Source organism: Lutibacter agarilyticus (assembly GCF_900188235.1).
Lineage (GTDB): Bacteria > Bacteroidota > Bacteroidia > Flavobacteriales > Flavobacteriaceae > Lutibacter > Lutibacter agarilyticus.
Genome location: NZ_FZNT01000003.1, coordinates 292,224 through 307,222, shown reverse-complemented (window position 1 = coordinate 307,222; position 14,999 = coordinate 292,224). Strand labels below are relative to the sequence as shown.

13 protein-coding genes are annotated in these 14,999 nt (G+C 30.5%); 9 read left to right on the top strand and 4 right to left on the bottom strand.

The features are described 5' to 3' along the window. The first annotated feature begins 56 nt into the window (after nucleotides 1–56). The 6 genes from trpD to trpA all read left to right on the top strand — a co-directional run bounded on the left by trpD (nucleotide 57) and on the right by trpA (nucleotide 5,019). A complete protein-coding gene (gene trpD / locus CHB67_RS06355) occupies nucleotides 57–1,046 on the top strand; it encodes an anthranilate phosphoribosyltransferase (protein ID WP_089380919.1) in 990 nt (329 codons plus the stop codon). A 20-nt stretch (nucleotides 1,047–1,066) separates the two neighbouring features. Continuing rightward, the gene (locus tag CHB67_RS06350; protein WP_089380918.1) at nucleotides 1,067–1,420 is read left to right on the top strand and encodes a four helix bundle protein; all 354 of its coding nucleotides are present in this window, start codon (nucleotides 1,067–1,069) and stop codon (nucleotides 1,418–1,420) included. 54 nt (nucleotides 1,421–1,474) lie between these two features. Beyond that, entirely contained in the window at nucleotides 1,475–2,260 is a 786-nt protein-coding gene (gene trpC, locus CHB67_RS06345) for an indole-3-glycerol phosphate synthase TrpC (RefSeq protein WP_089380917.1), read from the top strand. 45 nt (nucleotides 2,261–2,305) lie between these two features. Continuing rightward, nucleotides 2,306–2,962, top strand: coding sequence for a phosphoribosylanthranilate isomerase (locus CHB67_RS06340; RefSeq protein WP_089380916.1), 657 nt, complete (start codon nucleotides 2,306–2,308; stop codon nucleotides 2,960–2,962). Then, the gene (gene trpB / locus CHB67_RS06335) at nucleotides 2,962–4,143 is read left to right on the top strand and encodes a tryptophan synthase subunit beta (protein ID WP_089380915.1); all 1,182 of its coding nucleotides are present in this window, start codon (nucleotides 2,962–2,964) and stop codon (nucleotides 4,141–4,143) included. Before CHB67_RS06340 ends, trpB begins: the two co-directional genes overlap by 1 nt. A 114-nt stretch (nucleotides 4,144–4,257) precedes the next feature. Beyond that, a complete protein-coding gene (trpA, locus tag CHB67_RS06330) occupies nucleotides 4,258–5,019 on the top strand; it encodes a tryptophan synthase subunit alpha (protein WP_089380914.1) in 762 nt (253 codons plus the stop codon). A 35-nt stretch (nucleotides 5,020–5,054) separates the two neighbouring features. Here trpA and CHB67_RS17195 read toward each other — a convergent pair whose 3' ends face one another. Then, nucleotides 5,055–5,885, bottom strand: a complete 831-nt coding sequence (locus CHB67_RS17195; protein ID WP_176461229.1) for an FKBP-type peptidyl-prolyl cis-trans isomerase — start codon at nucleotides 5,883–5,885, stop codon at nucleotides 5,055–5,057. A 184-nt stretch (nucleotides 5,886–6,069) separates the two neighbouring features. Between CHB67_RS17195 and CHB67_RS06320 the strand changes: the two genes are divergently transcribed. Then, on the top strand, nucleotides 6,070–6,303 hold the full coding sequence (locus CHB67_RS06320; RefSeq protein ID WP_089380913.1) for a CDGSH iron-sulfur domain-containing protein: 234 nt from the start codon (nucleotides 6,070–6,072) through the stop codon (nucleotides 6,301–6,303). Here CHB67_RS06320 and CHB67_RS06315 read toward each other — a convergent pair whose 3' ends face one another. Next, nucleotides 6,304–6,957, bottom strand: a complete 654-nt coding sequence (locus CHB67_RS06315; protein ID WP_089380912.1) for a uracil-DNA glycosylase family protein — start codon at nucleotides 6,955–6,957, stop codon at nucleotides 6,304–6,306. It abuts the gene before it with no gap. 124 nt (nucleotides 6,958–7,081) lie between these two features. Between CHB67_RS06315 and CHB67_RS06310 the strand changes: the two genes are divergently transcribed. Further along, nucleotides 7,082–9,259 (top strand): FUSC family protein, encoded by a 2,178-nt coding sequence (locus tag CHB67_RS06310; RefSeq protein ID WP_176461228.1) that lies wholly within the window; start codon nucleotides 7,082–7,084, stop codon nucleotides 9,257–9,259. 54 nt (nucleotides 9,260–9,313) lie between these two features. Here the strand turns inward: CHB67_RS06310 and CHB67_RS06305 are convergent, their stop codons facing one another. Further along, nucleotides 9,314–11,041, bottom strand: coding sequence for a porin family protein (locus CHB67_RS06305; protein ID WP_141119686.1), 1,728 nt, complete (start codon nucleotides 11,039–11,041; stop codon nucleotides 9,314–9,316). Between the two features lie 52 nt (nucleotides 11,042–11,093). Beyond that, complete coding sequence (locus tag CHB67_RS06300) at nucleotides 11,094–14,111, bottom strand: tetratricopeptide repeat protein (RefSeq protein WP_089380909.1); 3,018 nt, start codon at nucleotides 14,109–14,111, stop codon at nucleotides 11,094–11,096. Nucleotides 14,112–14,315: 204 nt separating this feature from the next. Between CHB67_RS06300 and CHB67_RS06295 the strand changes: the two genes are divergently transcribed. Beyond that, nucleotides 14,316–14,999 (top strand): cell division ATP-binding protein FtsE, encoded by a 684-nt coding sequence (locus CHB67_RS06295; RefSeq protein ID WP_089380908.1) that lies wholly within the window; start codon nucleotides 14,316–14,318, stop codon nucleotides 14,997–14,999.

Here is a 14,999-nt window from a genome sequence, read left to right as displayed (position 1 = left end):
TAGCGAAATAAGAATACTTATACTAATATCTTCTTTTAAAAGATAAAAGAATTATAATGAAAAATACATTAAACAAATTATTTGAACAACAGTGCTTAACAAAAGAAGAGGCAAAATCAATATTAATTGAGATTGCTGCTGAAAAGTTTAACAATGCTCAAATAGCTTCTTTTTTAACCGTGTTTTTAATGCGTCCTATAACAGTTGATGAATTAGCAGGATTTAGAGAGGCATTATTAGAATTAGCTGTAAAAGTTGACTTGTCAGAATTTAATACTATTGATTTATGTGGTACTGGTGGAGATGGAAAAGATACGTTTAACATTTCAACATTAACCTCATTTATAGTTGCGGGTACTGGAAATAAAGTAGCAAAACACGGAAATTATAGTGCATCATCAGTAAGTGGCTCATCAAATATGTTAGAGTATTTGGGGTATAAATTCACCAATAATGAAGTTGTTTTAAAAAGTCAGATTGATAAAGCAAACATTTGTTTTTTACACGCACCATTATTTCACCCTGCAATGAAAGCGGTTGGTCCTGTTCGTAGAGAATTGGGAATGAAAACATTTTTTAATATGTTGGGGCCTTTGGTAAACCCAAGTAGTCCGCAAAACCAAATGGTAGGTGTTTTTAATTTAGAAGTTGCCCGAATTTACAATTATTTATTACAAGGAACTGCTAAAAATTATGGGATTGTTCATAGTTTAGATGGTTACGATGAAATTTCGTTAACAAGTGGTTTTAAGTTGTTTACAAGAAATGATGAGCAAATTATAACACCAGAAAGTTTAGGGTTACAAAGATTAGAACAATCAGAAATTTTTGGAGGAACTACTGTTGAAGAGTCGGCAATTATTTTTATTGCAATTATTAATGGCGAAGGTACCGAAGCTCAAAATAATGCAGTATTGGCAAATGCAGCATTTGCTTTAAAAATATTAGATCCTTTAAAATCTTTTGAAGCCGCTTTTGAAGAAGCAAAAGATTCATTATTTGGTTTAAAAGCAAAAGCGTGTTTAACTAAATTGATAGAGAACTAAAAAATTACGAATTACGAATTATGAAAAATGATAATGTTGTTCAAGTAAAAAGTTACAGTTTTGCAATTCGTATTGTTGAAGTTTATAAATATTTAATTTCAGAAAAAAAAGAATTTGTTTTAAGTAAACAGTTGTTACGTTCAGGAACTTCAATAGGAGCAAATGTTGAAGAAGCGATTGGAGGACAAAGTAGAAAAGATTTTTTTGCAAAATTAACAATCGCATATAAAGAGGCTAGAGAATCACATTATTGGATTAGATTGTTAAAGGATACAAATTATTTAACAGAAGAGCAATTCAATTCGTTAATTATAGATATTGAAGAGTTATTAAAAATAATAGCAAGCATTCAAAAAACAATTCGAAATTCATAATTGGGAAAGAAATAATAATTAGTAATTCATAATTGAAAATTCATAATTATAAAAATGAATATTTTAGATAAAATAATAGCACATAAAAAGCAAGAAGTTGCACAATTAAGAAAAGAAGTTCAAATTGAAAAACTGGTTAAAAGTCCTAATTTTCAACGCACACCTTTATCTTTAAAAAAGAGTTTATTAAGTGTTGGTTCAACAGGAATTATAGCTGAATTTAAACGTCAGTCTCCTTCAAAAGGGATTATAAACGACAAAGCAACTATTGAAGAAGTTACTAATGGATATTTAGATGCCAATGTAGCTGCACAATCTATTTTAACTGATATGCAGTTTTTTGGTGGAAATATTATGGACGTAATGAAAGCACGTTCGGTACAAGATACAACTCCAATTTTAAGAAAAGATTTTATTGTTGATGGATTTCAAATTGTGGAAGCTAAAGCAATTGGCGCCGATGTAATATTATTAATTGCAGCTTGTTTAACCAAAGAAGAATTGAAGAATTACGGGAAGTTAGCAGAAGATTTAGGATTAGATGTGCTGTATGAAGTTCACAATCAAGAAGAGTTAGATAAGTTAGAATTAGACAATAAAATTATTGGAATTAACAATAGAAATTTAAAAACGTTTAAGGTTGATTTGGAACATTCAATTGAATTGGCAAGTCAAATACCTGATAGTTGTATTAAGGTTTCTGAGAGTGGATTAAGTGATCCAAGAGTTATAACAGGATTAAAAGAATACGGTTTTCAAGGGTTTTTAATTGGTGAAAACTTTATGAAAACTGAAAATCCAGGTCAGGCTTGTAAAGAATTTATTGATCAGATTGGGTAATTAGAAAGTCAAAAGTCTGAAGCTAAAATAAAAGAGAATAATAAAATGAAAGTTAAAGTTTGTGGAATGCGTGATGCCGAAAATATTTCGGAGCTAGTAAAATTAAAGCCAGATTATTTGGGGTTTATATTTTACGATAAATCGAAGCGTTTTGTAACGGATTTTCCTAAAGTTGAAATTCCTTCTGAAATAAAAAAAGTAGGGGTTTTTGTAAATGAGACAATTGAAAATGTACTAGATATTGTTGAAGAACATAAATTAGATGCGGTGCAATTACACGGAAATGAATCACCTGAATATTGTGATAAATTAAGAGAATGTCATCTTGAGCGAAGTCGAAAGATCTCTTCAGAATCTTATCCAATTAAAATATTGAAAGCCTTTTCAGTAGACGATAATTTTGATTTTTCTAAAACAGAAGCTTATCAAAATGTATGTAATTTTTTATTATTCGACACCAAAGGAAAAGAATACGGAGGTAATGGTGTTAAGTTTAATTGGGAGGTTTTAGATAATTATAAGGGAGCATTGCCTTATATGTTAAGTGGCGGAATTACTAAAAATGATGCACAAGCAATAGTGTCATTTCTGCATAGGCAGGAATCAAAAAAATGCATAGGAGTTGATATAAATAGTGGTTTTGAAATGGAGCCAGCATTAAAAAATATAGCAAATATTAAAGAATTTAAACAAAACTTATGATGAGTTATTTTGTAGATGAAAACGGATATTACGGACAGTTTGGAGGCGCTTATATTCCTGAAATGTTATATCCAAATGTAGAAGAATTACGTCAGAATTATTTAAAAATAATGCAAGAGGATTCTTTTAAAAAAGAGTTTGACGAATTGTTAAAAGAGTATGTTGGACGACCAACACCTTTGTATTTTGCAAAGCGTTTATCTGATAAATACAATACAAAAATTTATTTAAAACGAGAAGATTTATGTCATACAGGTGCTCATAAAGTTAACAATACTATTGGGCAAATTTTAATGGCAAAGCGTTTAGGTAAACATAGAATTATTGCCGAAACTGGTGCAGGGCAACACGGCGTTGCAACCGCTACGGTTTGTGCTTTAATGGGTATTGAATGTATTGTGTATATGGGAGAAATAGACATTGCACGTCAGGAGCCAAATGTAGCGCGTATGAAAATGTTAGGAGCAACGGTAGTACCTGCGTTGTCAGGAAGTAGAACGTTAAAAGATGCAACAAATGAGGCTATTAGAGATTGGATTAACAACCCGGTAGATACACATTACATTATTGGTTCTGTGGTTGGGCCGCACCCATATCCAGATATGGTGGCGCGTTTTCAATCTGTTATTTCCGAAGAAATGAAATGGCAATTAAAAGAAAAAGAAGGAAAAGAAAATCCGGATTATGTTATTGCTTGTGTTGGTGGTGGTAGTAATGCTGCAGGTGCTTTTTATCATTATTTAGATGAAAAAGAAGTGGGTTTAATAGCTGTTGAAGCTGCTGGTTTAGGAGTAGATTCAGGTGAAAGTGCTGCAACTAGTGTTTTAGGAAATGAAGGTGTTATTCACGGAAGTAAAACCTTATTAATGCAAACTAAAGATGGTCAAATTACTGAGCCGTATTCTATTTCAGCAGGTTTAGATTATCCAGGAGTTGGACCTTTACACGCGCATTTGTGTGAAAGTAAACGTGCCGATTTTATTTCAGTAACCGATGATGAAGCAATGAATGCAGGATTGGAATTATGTGAATTAGAAGGAATTATTCCTGCAATTGAAAGTTCTCATGCCTTGGCTGTTTTCAAGAAGAAAGCGTTTAAAAAAGACGACATTGTGGTGTTGAATTTATCGGGTAGAGGAGATAAGGATTTAGATACGTATATTAAATATTTTAAGTTTTAAAGCATCTCGTCATGCTGAACTTGATTTAGCATCGCATCAAATGCATTTTGAGTCATCAACTATGATGAGACCCTGAAATAAATTCAGGGTGACGAAACATAATAAGAGATAAAAATGAACAGGATTAATCAAAAATTACAAGAAGATAAAAAATTATTATCCATTTATTTTACAGCCGGATATCCCAATTTAAATGACACAGTTACTGTAATTGAAAATTTAGAAAAAAGCGGTGTAGATATGATTGAAATTGGGTTGCCTTTTAGTGATCCTTTAGCCGATGGGCCTACAATTCAGGCAAGTTCTACAGCTTCCTTAGATAACGGAATGACTTCCGAAGTGTTATTTAATCAATTAAAAGATATTCGTAAAACGGTTTCAATTCCTTTGATTATTATGGGGTATTTTAACCCAATGATGCAATACGGAGTAGAAGCTTTTTGTAAAAAATGTGCTGAAATTGGTATTGACGGATTGATTATTCCAGATTTACCCGTACAAGATTATAATGAAAATTATAAGGCTATTTTTGAAAAATACGGTTTAATCAATGTATTTTTAATTACGCCTCAAACTTCTGAGGAGCGTATTCGTTTTATTGATAGTATTTCTAACGGATTTATTTATATGGTAAGTTCAGCGAGTGTAACAGGAGCTCAAAATTCCTTCGGAAGTACACAAAGTGATTATTTTAATAGAATTGCTGCTATGAATTTAAAAGCACCGCAAATTGTTGGTTTTGGAATTTCAAATGCTGAAACATTTCAACAAGCGACTGTTAGTGCAAAAGGAGCTATTATTGGATCGGCTTTTGTGAAACACCTAACGGAACATGGCGTTGATAAAATAGATAAGTTTATTTCATTGATAAAATAAAAAAAGCCTCATTTTAAATGAGGCTTTTTTTATGATTAATTATCTAGTGATTTCACATCAACTTCAAATATTAATACGGCACTTCTAGGAACAGTTGCAGAACCTTCATCTCCATAAGCTAATTCAGGAGGAAGCAATAAAGTTCCTTTACCACCTTCTTTAAAATAAGTTAATCCTTCTTTAAAGCCTGAAATAAGATTTTGAAGGCTAAATTGCACACCAGAATTACTACTTGCATCAAATTCTACACCGTCTAAAAAATAGCCTGTATAAGCAACTGTAACAATTGAAGATTCTGTAATTGGATCTCCAGTTCCCGGTTCTTCAATAATATAATATAATCCAGTGTCGCTTCTTTCAGCTTCTAAATTATTAGTTTCAAGGTAATCAATAATGTCAACTTCAGTTTGTGGATTTGTAATTTTCACCACTTCTACATCGAAAATTAATACAGCTCCTCCAGGTATAAATCCATTAACACCTGATGCTCCATATCCTAAACTTGGAGGGATAAACATTGTTCCTGAACTTCCGTTGTTAAAATTAACAATACCTTCAGAAAATCCTGGTATTACGGCTAAAAGGTCAAACATAGCACCATTAGTTCCACTAGCATCAAACTCTTTACCATCTAAAAAGTAGCCAGTATATTTTACGGTTACATAGGCGTCTTCAAAAGGAAAGGATCCTTCACCTTCTTCGTCAATTACGTAATAAACTCCATTTTTAGTTCTTGTGGCATCTAAATTATTGTCTTCGATATATTGAATAATGTCATCTTCAGTTTGTCCAAGGTATTCATTTTCTTCGTCTTTATTGCAAGAAATAAAAGACACTAAAAGTAGTAGGGATATAAAATACTTCATATTAAATAGTTAAAATTATTAAGCTGCAAATATAACTTAAATGGTAGTTTTTTATTTTATTTTCAGGATATTATTATTTATAAAATAAGGCTTTTAACATTGTATTAAGAATTTAGTTTAAAGGAAGATTTGCACGGGAGCTTTTAGAGTGATATATTTAATAAATAATCTAAAACAAATTAATATGGATTTACCTAAAAGAGGAGGAGATAATCCTTTGGCAGTTGAATTAGAAGCTGGTAAAAAATATGCTTGGTGTACTTGTGGATTATCTGAAAGTCAGCCGTTTTGTGATGGAAAACACAAAGGATCTGGAATGGCTCCTAATGTATTTACTGCTGAAAAAACTGAAACGAAATATTTATGTACTTGTAAGCAAACTAAAAAAGGTCCTTTTTGCGACGGATCACATAAATAGTTAAAAGTATTTTTTATACTGGATTACTCTAAAGTTAAACGTGTTGAATTTAGGGTTTAGTTGTTTTAGTAATTTATATTCAGGATTGCTACCAACAGCTCGGTTTGCAGCTCCTGATGGGGCTGTTAGTGAAACTACTTTAACTGTACGTTTATTTATATTGAATTGATGTATTTTTGGAGTTTCAGTTGAAATTGATTCGAAAATAATTTTTTCTTTTTTAAGAAGTCTTCTTAAATGGTATTCGGGACCATTTTTACTATTTCCTCTGGTTAAAAGTAAAGTGTTTATTTTTGGAAACTCTTTTAAATAGAAAAGCATATCTCTAAGTTCAATATTTTCCATACCTAAATCTGAAGCGTCTATTTTTTTACGCTCGCAATTTGCAACAATATCACAAATACCAATGTTATTTTTTATTAGGAAATTTTTTCGTTGCTGAATGGCATTTTCGCTATTTTCAAATAAGAGATTTAAGTTAAAAATTTCATTTAAAATTTTCCATAATTGTCCATCAATACTTCCGTAGCAAAAATCTACATCACCCGGTTTTAATATTCCTTTATAAAAACGTGGAGGCGGTAAAGTACCAACAATTAGTTTTGTAGCATTTTTAGGTATAAAGGGTTTGTAAGGATGTTTGTGAAGAAACATTGTTAAATATTTTACATTATATTAATAGTATAAATCTACGGAATAAAAAATACTATGTAAATTTGTGGATTAATTCAACTAAATGCTTACTACTTTAAATCGATTTTTTAAAAGTTTAAACTTTATGAAAGCTATTGTTATGGCAATAGCTATAATACTACCCATTTTTTTGAGTTTTTATTATTTAAATGATATTAATTTAGGAGTTAGTGTTGCTTTAGGTGTTTTATTTTGTTCTCCGGCTGATATTCCCGGGAGTGTTAAGCATAATTTTTATGGAATTTTGTTAGCTGTTTTGTTATCAGTTCTTGTTACTTTATTGTTCGGTTCTTTAATAAATTATTTTTGGCTATTACTTCCGTTATTGGGTGTTATAGTTTTTTTTATTTCTTATCTCTCTGTTTTTGGGTTTAGAGCTTCATTAATTGCTTTTGGAGGATTGTTTGCCATTGTTTTAAGTTTTTCACATGATTATAATGAAACGAGTGTAGTAACACATGCATTGTTAGTTGGTTTAGGTGGTTTGTGGTATGTGTCGCTTTCAATGGTACGATTGTTTTTGTTTCCAAGGGCACAAACCGATTTTTTATTTGGTGAAGTAACAGAAAAAACAGCAGAATTTTTAAGAGTACGAGGTGAATTATTGATGCGCACTTCTAACAGAACTGAATTGTATAAAAAACTATTTCAACTTCAAACTGAAATAACAGATTTATTAGAAATTTTAAGAACTATTATTTTACAAAGTCGTAAAGAGTCGGAGTTTTCAAATAGAATTAGAAGGCAGCAATTATTCTTTTCAGAATTGGTTGATATTTTGGAGTTGGCAATTTCTAATCCAGTTGATTATGAAAATTTTGATGTGGTTTTTGAAAAGCACCAAGATAAAGTAGCGATTTTTAAAGATCTTATTTTTGAAATGGCCAATGAGCTAGATCATATTTCAAAAGTTATACGAAAAGAAGAGAAACTAACAATTTCTGAAAAGTTAGATCAACAGTTAAGTGACATTGGAAGAGAAATTGATTATTACCGAATTTTAGTAGGTTTACCTAAGTCTAGAATAGGTACTTTAATGCTTTCAAATTTAAAAAAATATCAAGAAAAACAGGTTCAAAATATAACAGGTCTTAAACGAATTTTAGGAAATTATTCATATAATAATAAAATTACAATTAGCCGTGATTCAGATAAATTTATAACACCACAAGATTACGATTTAAAAAAATTACAAGAAAATTTCAGTTTTAAATCGCCTATTTTTAAGCATTCATTGCGTTTGGCAATTGTTTTTTTAATTGGGTTTTTAATAGGTAAGATTTTTGAAATGCAAAATCCGTACTGGATTATGTTAACAATTATTGTCATTATGAGACCAAGTTACGGTCTTACAAAACAGCGTTCAATAAACAGAGTTATAGGTACTTTAATAGGTGCTGCAATTGCAATAGCCATTATTTTAGTAACACAAAACACCATAATTTATGCTGTAATTTCAATAATTTCATTGCCTATAGCGCTTTCAATTATGCAGAAAAATTACCGAAACGCGGCCATTTTTATAACCTTAAATGTAATTTTTGTTTTTGCCTTGTTAGAGCCAAATATTTTATCTGTTATTAAGTTTAGAATTTTTGATACGCTTATAGGTGCGTTTTTATCATTTGCTTCCATCTATTTTTTGTGGCCTTCTTGGGAATTTCAAAATGTAGGTGAATATATTACTGATGCGTTAAAAAATAATAAGAAGTTTTTAGAGCAAATTTCGATTTTTTATCATGAAAAGGGAGATGTTACAACAACATATAAATTATCTAGAAAAGCAGCTTTTTTAGCAATTGGGAATTTAAATGCGGCTTTTGAACGAATGAATCAAGATCCGAAGTCTAAACAAAAGGATGTTGGAACTATTTATAAATTAGTTGTTGTAAACAACACTTTTTTGTCATCATTATCATCCTTAGGAACTTTTATAAGACATAATAAAACTTCTGAAGTTCCTGTGTATTTTGAGGTGTTTATTGAAAATATAAAACTGAATTTACAACTTTCAATAGAACTCTTAGAAGAAAATGAAAGTGAAAAAGTTAAAAGTTCAAATATTAAAAAAGCACATCTTTTATATGAAAACTCTTTTGAAAAATTATCGAATAAAAGAGATGAAGAGATAGCTCAAGGTATTGAAGTGTCTACTGAAATGGCAGAGCAGTTAAAAGAAACTCACCTAGTTTCTGAGCAGGTAAAATGGCTGTATAACTTGTCTGAGAAAATGCTAGCAGCCATTAGGGTGGTAAAATTTTAGCAATATCAAGAGTAAAAATGAAAATTTAAAAGTTCATAAATAAAAGGGCTTAAATTATAAATCGAATTTATAAGTAACACCTGCAAGCAATTGAATGGATTGCACAGGATAATTTACAAAACGTTCGTAACTTTTACTAACAGCGTTGTTAATTTTTCCAAATACTGAAAGTCTGTCTGAAAAAATATAACCTCCGTTAAAATTCAAATCTACATAAGATTCGTTTTTTACGATGCTTCCGTTTACAGGTAAATCGCCATAAGAAATTACAAAATCTTTAGTAGTTCCCCTAAAAAATAATAGAGTGCCAACATGCCATTTTTCAGTTTTATAAGCTGCAGAAAGCCTAGCTGTAAATTCAGGTAAATTCCATGCCTCTAATTCATTTGTAATTGTATAGTTTGAATAATTTAGTCCAACATTAAGTTGAAATTCTTTAGAAACTTCCACGTTTACTTCTGCGGAAGCGTTAATGGTGCTTACATCGTCATAAACTACTTTAAAAGAGTTTCCAGCTTCATAAGCGTTGATTGCTAAAATAGTTCCATCTGTTAAAGTTTGGTTTTGAGTAAACAAGGCTTTGTCTTTTTCGTTCATATAATTAACGTTTACATTGTACCCAATATTTGAAGCTAATTTTCCTTTTGCTCCTATAAAAGCGTTGTATTGTTGATCGGTTTGTTGTATGTTTAATGTTGGTGAAACAAACGGATTTTCCTGCGTGAAATTACGATAAGAATTCTGAATTAAATCTCCAGTAACACCTGCTGTAAGAATAAAAATATCATTTACCACTTTGTATGAAGCAGTAACATTTGGATAAGCTTTAAATTGATTGCTGCTATTTTCTAAATCGAATGTGTAATATAGTTTTACACCTAAATTGATGCTTAAATCGTCTTTTAAAATTTCAAAATTAGGAGTAACTCCCAAGTTCAAAAAACTATAAGTAAGTTCATTAGAAGACGCATAACTTTGATCAAATTTTCCATTGATGTAATCTACTAAAACTTCAGCATGGATAGCTTCAGTTGAAAGAGGGAATTCAAAAGTAGGTTTTGCTAAAAATCGTAATTCATTAGAGTTGTATGCGTCAAAAAAGTTGATAATTTCAATAGTTCCACTATTAAAAATAGCATCCTCAAAATTAATTGAACCTCCTAAATAAATACTGTTGTATACTTGTTTTTCATCTATATTATCAAGTACGTTGTCATCAAAAGTAATAGAAGTTGGTAAGCCATAATAATTATAAAGTTCGCGGTTGTAACCAGCGTTAATTTTCCAATCAAAATCGCGTTCAAACTGTTTGTAAAATAAATCTACTTGTATATCTGAATAATTGTCGTCTAATAAAACATCTTTAATTCCTCCTTGTGAAGATTGGTATTTTAAAAATACTCCATAATCATTGTAACGTTTATCTCCTGAATGTAAAAAAGCTTCAAACAAAGGTGTTGTGTAATTTCCAAATCCGGCAGAAACATAATTTTCGTACAAACGCTCTTTTGGAGCTCTTTTTAACCCTTGTGCTTTTCCTTTTGAAGGTGTAAATGTACTAGCGACAGGAACAGAGAAAATACTGTAATTCACGGTTTCTTTTTGAAAATTCTGATCGTTAATAGTGGGGTTTGATTTTACTTTAAACGCTTCTGAAATAGTTGGAGTGTATGGTTTTACCACCGTTATTTCCTCTGTTTTTAAGGTGTCTTTTTTTGTTTTCTGAGCAATTGAAACAATTGTGAATAAAAGTAATATTGAAGTTATAAATAGCTTTCGCATGTGGTGTTTTTTTAGAATTTGAATAATTAAAAGGTATAAACTTGTATTCATTTTAATTTTTAATTGATTCGTTTGTTTTTGCTTGTTCAGTTTTTACTCGGTTCAATTCAGTAGTAGCTTCTTCAACAACATCGTTAAATTGTTCAAAGTTTTTTATAACACTTTCTAAAATATAAGAGGCTTGGTAGGCATCATTTAATTCATAATAGTTTTTAGCCATTACAATTAAACCTTTGGCAGCCCAATATTTATAAGCAGCATAATCGGCAGCTATTTTTTGAACTATTTCATTTGAAACGCGATAGCTTCCGTCTAAATTTTCAAAATACGCACTATAAAAAAGAGCTTCCGCCATAAGTTCTCCTGAAGCAATTGTTTCAACTTTTTTGTACGCATCACGGGCTTTGTTTTCACTGCCATTTTTTATGGCTGAACGTGCAATAATAGTATAAGCATCAGATTTTATGCGATCTTCAAGTTTGTTGTTTTTTAAAACATTTTCGGCATATTCAACCGCTTTCGTGTATTTTTTTTCAGCATAATAACCTTTCATTAAGTTGGTTTGCGCAAACGTAATGTTTTGCGGTAAATTTACTTCAGTTTCTAACCTTTCCAAGGTTTTAACTGCTTCGTTCCATTGAGTTGCTTCTAAATAAACCAATGCTAATTTAGACAATGCATCTTCTGTAAATTCAGTTTGTTCTTGATCAATTACAAATTTATAATGCGGAATTGTTTTAGTGTGTTTGTTTTCAGAAAACAAGGATTGTGCTAAATAAAAGTGAGCAGCTATTGTGTGTAGTCCTTTAGGAAACCGCAGCAAGTATTTTTCAAAACTTTGAATTGCTTTTTTATGATTGTTTTGTAGGTATTGCTTTTCAGCAGATTCATACATATCATTGTCTAATTCAGCATCTGATACATTTACAAAATCAATAGTTTTTACCCAGTTTGCATATTCATCTACACGCCCTAAATCAACATAAATTTGACGAATATTTTTTACAGCTTGCATTGCTTCTGCAGTATTTGGAAAACGAGTAACCACATTTTTATAGGTTGCTAAGGCTTGTTCGTTTTTGTCGGAATTGTAATAAATAATCCCTTTTTTAAGCAGTGCTTTTGAAATAAGCGGACTTCTTTTTAATTTTGAAATTAGGTGGTCGTAATTTTCTATGGCTAATTTATTGTTGCCTTTTTTTAAGTAAGAATTTCCTAAAACATAATACGCATCGTCGGTGTAAATAGATTTTTGTTGTTTTCTTAAAAAGATGTTTAGTTCATTAATTTTAGCATCTTCATCTCCAGTTAATCCAAAACTAATGGCTTTTTGAAATTGTGCATAATCACTTTCAACTTCACCCGTTTTTAAAGCTTTTGAATAGTAATCAATTGCTTTAGCATAGTTTGAAGTAACAAAATAGCCGTCACCTAAGCGTAAATAACTATCATTTCTTTTTAAATCGTTGTCAGTATTTTTATCAATGAATTTTAAAAACTCCTTAGTAGCATTTGAGTAGTCTTTTTGTTTGAAATAAGCATAAGCTTTATGGTAATTTAGATTTTCAAATTCAGCAGTTTGTGAAGCTTCAGGCATTGCAGTAAATTTGTTGAAATCTTCTATGGCAGCGGCAAAATTATTTAATCGGTAATTTGTTTCACCTTTCCAAAATGTTGCTTGTGCTTTAATTTTTTTATCGGCTGAAACTGTTAAGGATTTTTCAAGATTTTCCTTGGCTTGTTCGTAGGAATTGTTGTTGAAAAGTTCTGTTCCATAATAAAATGCCACTTTTTGGTAAGTTGCCTGTTCTTTAGTAGTTTTTTTACTGGTTAAATGATCCAAAGCCCCTGTGTAATCTTTAGAAGAAACATAGGCGCTAATAATTAAATCGTTTATTTCTGCAACAGGTTTAGAACTTGGATACAATGCTAAATATTCTTTTAAAACTTCGGGAACGCTCTTATACGGATTTCCAATGTCATAACTTAATTTAGCATAATTTAACCAAGCATCCTTTTTTATTTCTGGGCTAAATTCCATTTCTGAAGCATTTTTAAAAGCATTTAGTGCAGCTTGTTTTTCATCTAATTTTAAGTAACATTCGGCTAAATGGTAAAAGGCATTTTGCGAAACAGCGTTTTTTCCATCAATAATTTTATTGAAATTGTTAATGGCGCTTTCAAAATCATGCTGTTTAAAAAAAGCATACCCTAATAAGTAATAATCGGTATTATTCCATTTACTGTTTTTACCTTTGTAATTCTGTAAATGAGGTATTGCTTCTTCATATTTTTGTTGGTTGAAATAACTCTCACCAACAATTTTTGAAATTTCAGAATGCTCCAATTTTTTTGCTTTTTCTAACAAAGGCAGTCCGTAATCAATTGCTTTTTGAAAATTACCCAGCTTAAAGTTCATATCGGCCAAGTAATAAGAAACATTAGTTTTAAAAGCTGTGTTGTTTTCAACTTCACCTAGATATTTTCCTGCAGTATCAAAATCATCTTGATTGTAAGCTATAAAGCCGTAATAATATTTTGCTTGCGCTCCATATTTTTGAGAGTCTAAAAGTGTTAAAAAATATTCTTTAGCAGTTGCATAACTCTTTGAAGCAAATAATGAATAGCCGTAATTAAAATTGAATTCTTCTTCTTTATTTAAACTTAAATTGGTGGTAGTTACTTTTGAATACCATTTTGCTGCATAAGAGTATTTTCCTACTTTAAAATAATAATCTGCAACATCAATAAAAGCGCTATTTCTTTTGGTGCTTGTTGGAAAATTATCAACAAATTGTTGCATCAATTTATCAGAATTAGGTTGACCTAACTTAACAGCACAGTTTGCTGCATAATACTCACAGTTAGCTTTTAATTCAGAAGTATCTTCAAATTGAATTTTAACGGTATTGAATTTTTCTTGAGCTGCTACAAAAGAGTTATTTTGATACAATTCAAGTGCGTGATTGTAATCTTTAAGGTTGTTGGTGTAAATTGCTGTTTTTTGTGCTGATATAGAAAGGGTTATCAAAAACAAAAAAATAAGTAAAACAATTTTTTTATACTGCATATTTTTTAAAATTGTAAGTTTAATTGTATAATCTAATAACGTGATATTTTTTTGAAATTGCCTTCATAATGTACTTTTTTTATGAAAGGATTTCAACAATTTTTGTTGAAAAAATGAGTTTCCGGTATCAGATTCTATTATAAACTATGTTTATGTTGAAATTTTACTTTTAAATATTTAGATTTGTTGAAAATCAAGGTGTCAATGTCAAAAACGGTTCTATCATTACAAAATGCAGAAATATTTCAGCGTGAAAATTTAGTATTGTCTCAAGTAGACTTATCTTTAAATGAAGGTGATTTTGTGTATTTAATTGGTAAAACGGGGAGTGGTAAAAGTAGTTTAATGAAAACTTTGTATGGCGATTTACCGCTAGAAAAAGGAACGGGAAGTATTGTAGGCTTTAATTTAAATACACTAAAAGAAAAAGAAATTCCTTTTTTAAGACGAAAATTAGGAATTGTATTTCAGGATTTTAAACTGTTGAATGATCGCAATGTTTTTGAAAATTTAAAATTTGTATTGAAAGCAACTGGTTGGAAAGATGAGCAGCAAATTAAAACTAAAATAATGGAGGTTTTAACAAAGGTTGAAATGCAAACCAAAGATTTTAAAATGCCTTTTCAACTTTCAGGTGGTGAGCAGCAACGTGTTGCCATAGCGCGAGCGTTGTTAAACGACCCCGATTTAATATTAGCTGATGAGCCAACTGGAAACCTTGACCCTGCAACTTCAGTTGATGTTATGAAAGTGCTTCAAGATATTCATAATAGTGGAAAAACCATATTAATGGCTACACATGATTACGCTTTAATTTTAAAATTCCCCTATAAAACAATAAAGTGTGAAGGCGGAGAATTATTTGAGGTTGTACAGCAGAAAAGTTAA

Bases quoted from the DNA above. Each gene is read 5' to 3' on its own strand.
- trpD (WP_089380919.1), top strand. From the start codon at position 57: ATGAAAAATACATTAAACAAATTATTTGAACAACAGTGCTTAACAAAA.
- CHB67_RS06350 (WP_089380918.1), top strand. From the start codon at position 1,067: ATGAAAAATGATAATGTTGTTCAAGTAAAAAGTTACAGTTTTGCAATT.
- trpC (WP_089380917.1), top strand. From the start codon at position 1,475: ATGAATATTTTAGATAAAATAATAGCACATAAAAAGCAAGAAGTTGCA.
- CHB67_RS06340 (WP_089380916.1), top strand. From the start codon at position 2,306: ATGAAAGTTAAAGTTTGTGGAATGCGTGATGCCGAAAATATTTCGGAG.
- trpB (WP_089380915.1), top strand. From the start codon at position 2,962: ATGAGTTATTTTGTAGATGAAAACGGATATTACGGACAGTTTGGAGGC.
- trpA (WP_089380914.1), top strand. From the start codon at position 4,258: ATGAACAGGATTAATCAAAAATTACAAGAAGATAAAAAATTATTATCC.
- CHB67_RS17195 (WP_176461229.1), bottom strand. From the start codon at position 5,885: ATGAAGTATTTTATATCCCTACTACTTTTAGTGTCTTTTATTTCTTGC.
- CHB67_RS06320 (WP_089380913.1), top strand. From the start codon at position 6,070: ATGGATTTACCTAAAAGAGGAGGAGATAATCCTTTGGCAGTTGAATTA.
- CHB67_RS06315 (WP_089380912.1), bottom strand. From the start codon at position 6,957: ATGTTTCTTCACAAACATCCTTACAAACCCTTTATACCTAAAAATGCT.
- CHB67_RS06310 (WP_176461228.1), top strand. From the start codon at position 7,082: ATGAAAGCTATTGTTATGGCAATAGCTATAATACTACCCATTTTTTTG.
- CHB67_RS06305 (WP_141119686.1), bottom strand. From the start codon at position 11,041: ATGCGAAAGCTATTTATAACTTCAATATTACTTTTATTCACAATTGTT.
- CHB67_RS06300 (WP_089380909.1), bottom strand. From the start codon at position 14,111: ATGCAGTATAAAAAAATTGTTTTACTTATTTTTTTGTTTTTGATAACC.
- CHB67_RS06295 (WP_089380908.1), top strand. From the start codon at position 14,316: ATGTCAAAAACGGTTCTATCATTACAAAATGCAGAAATATTTCAGCGT.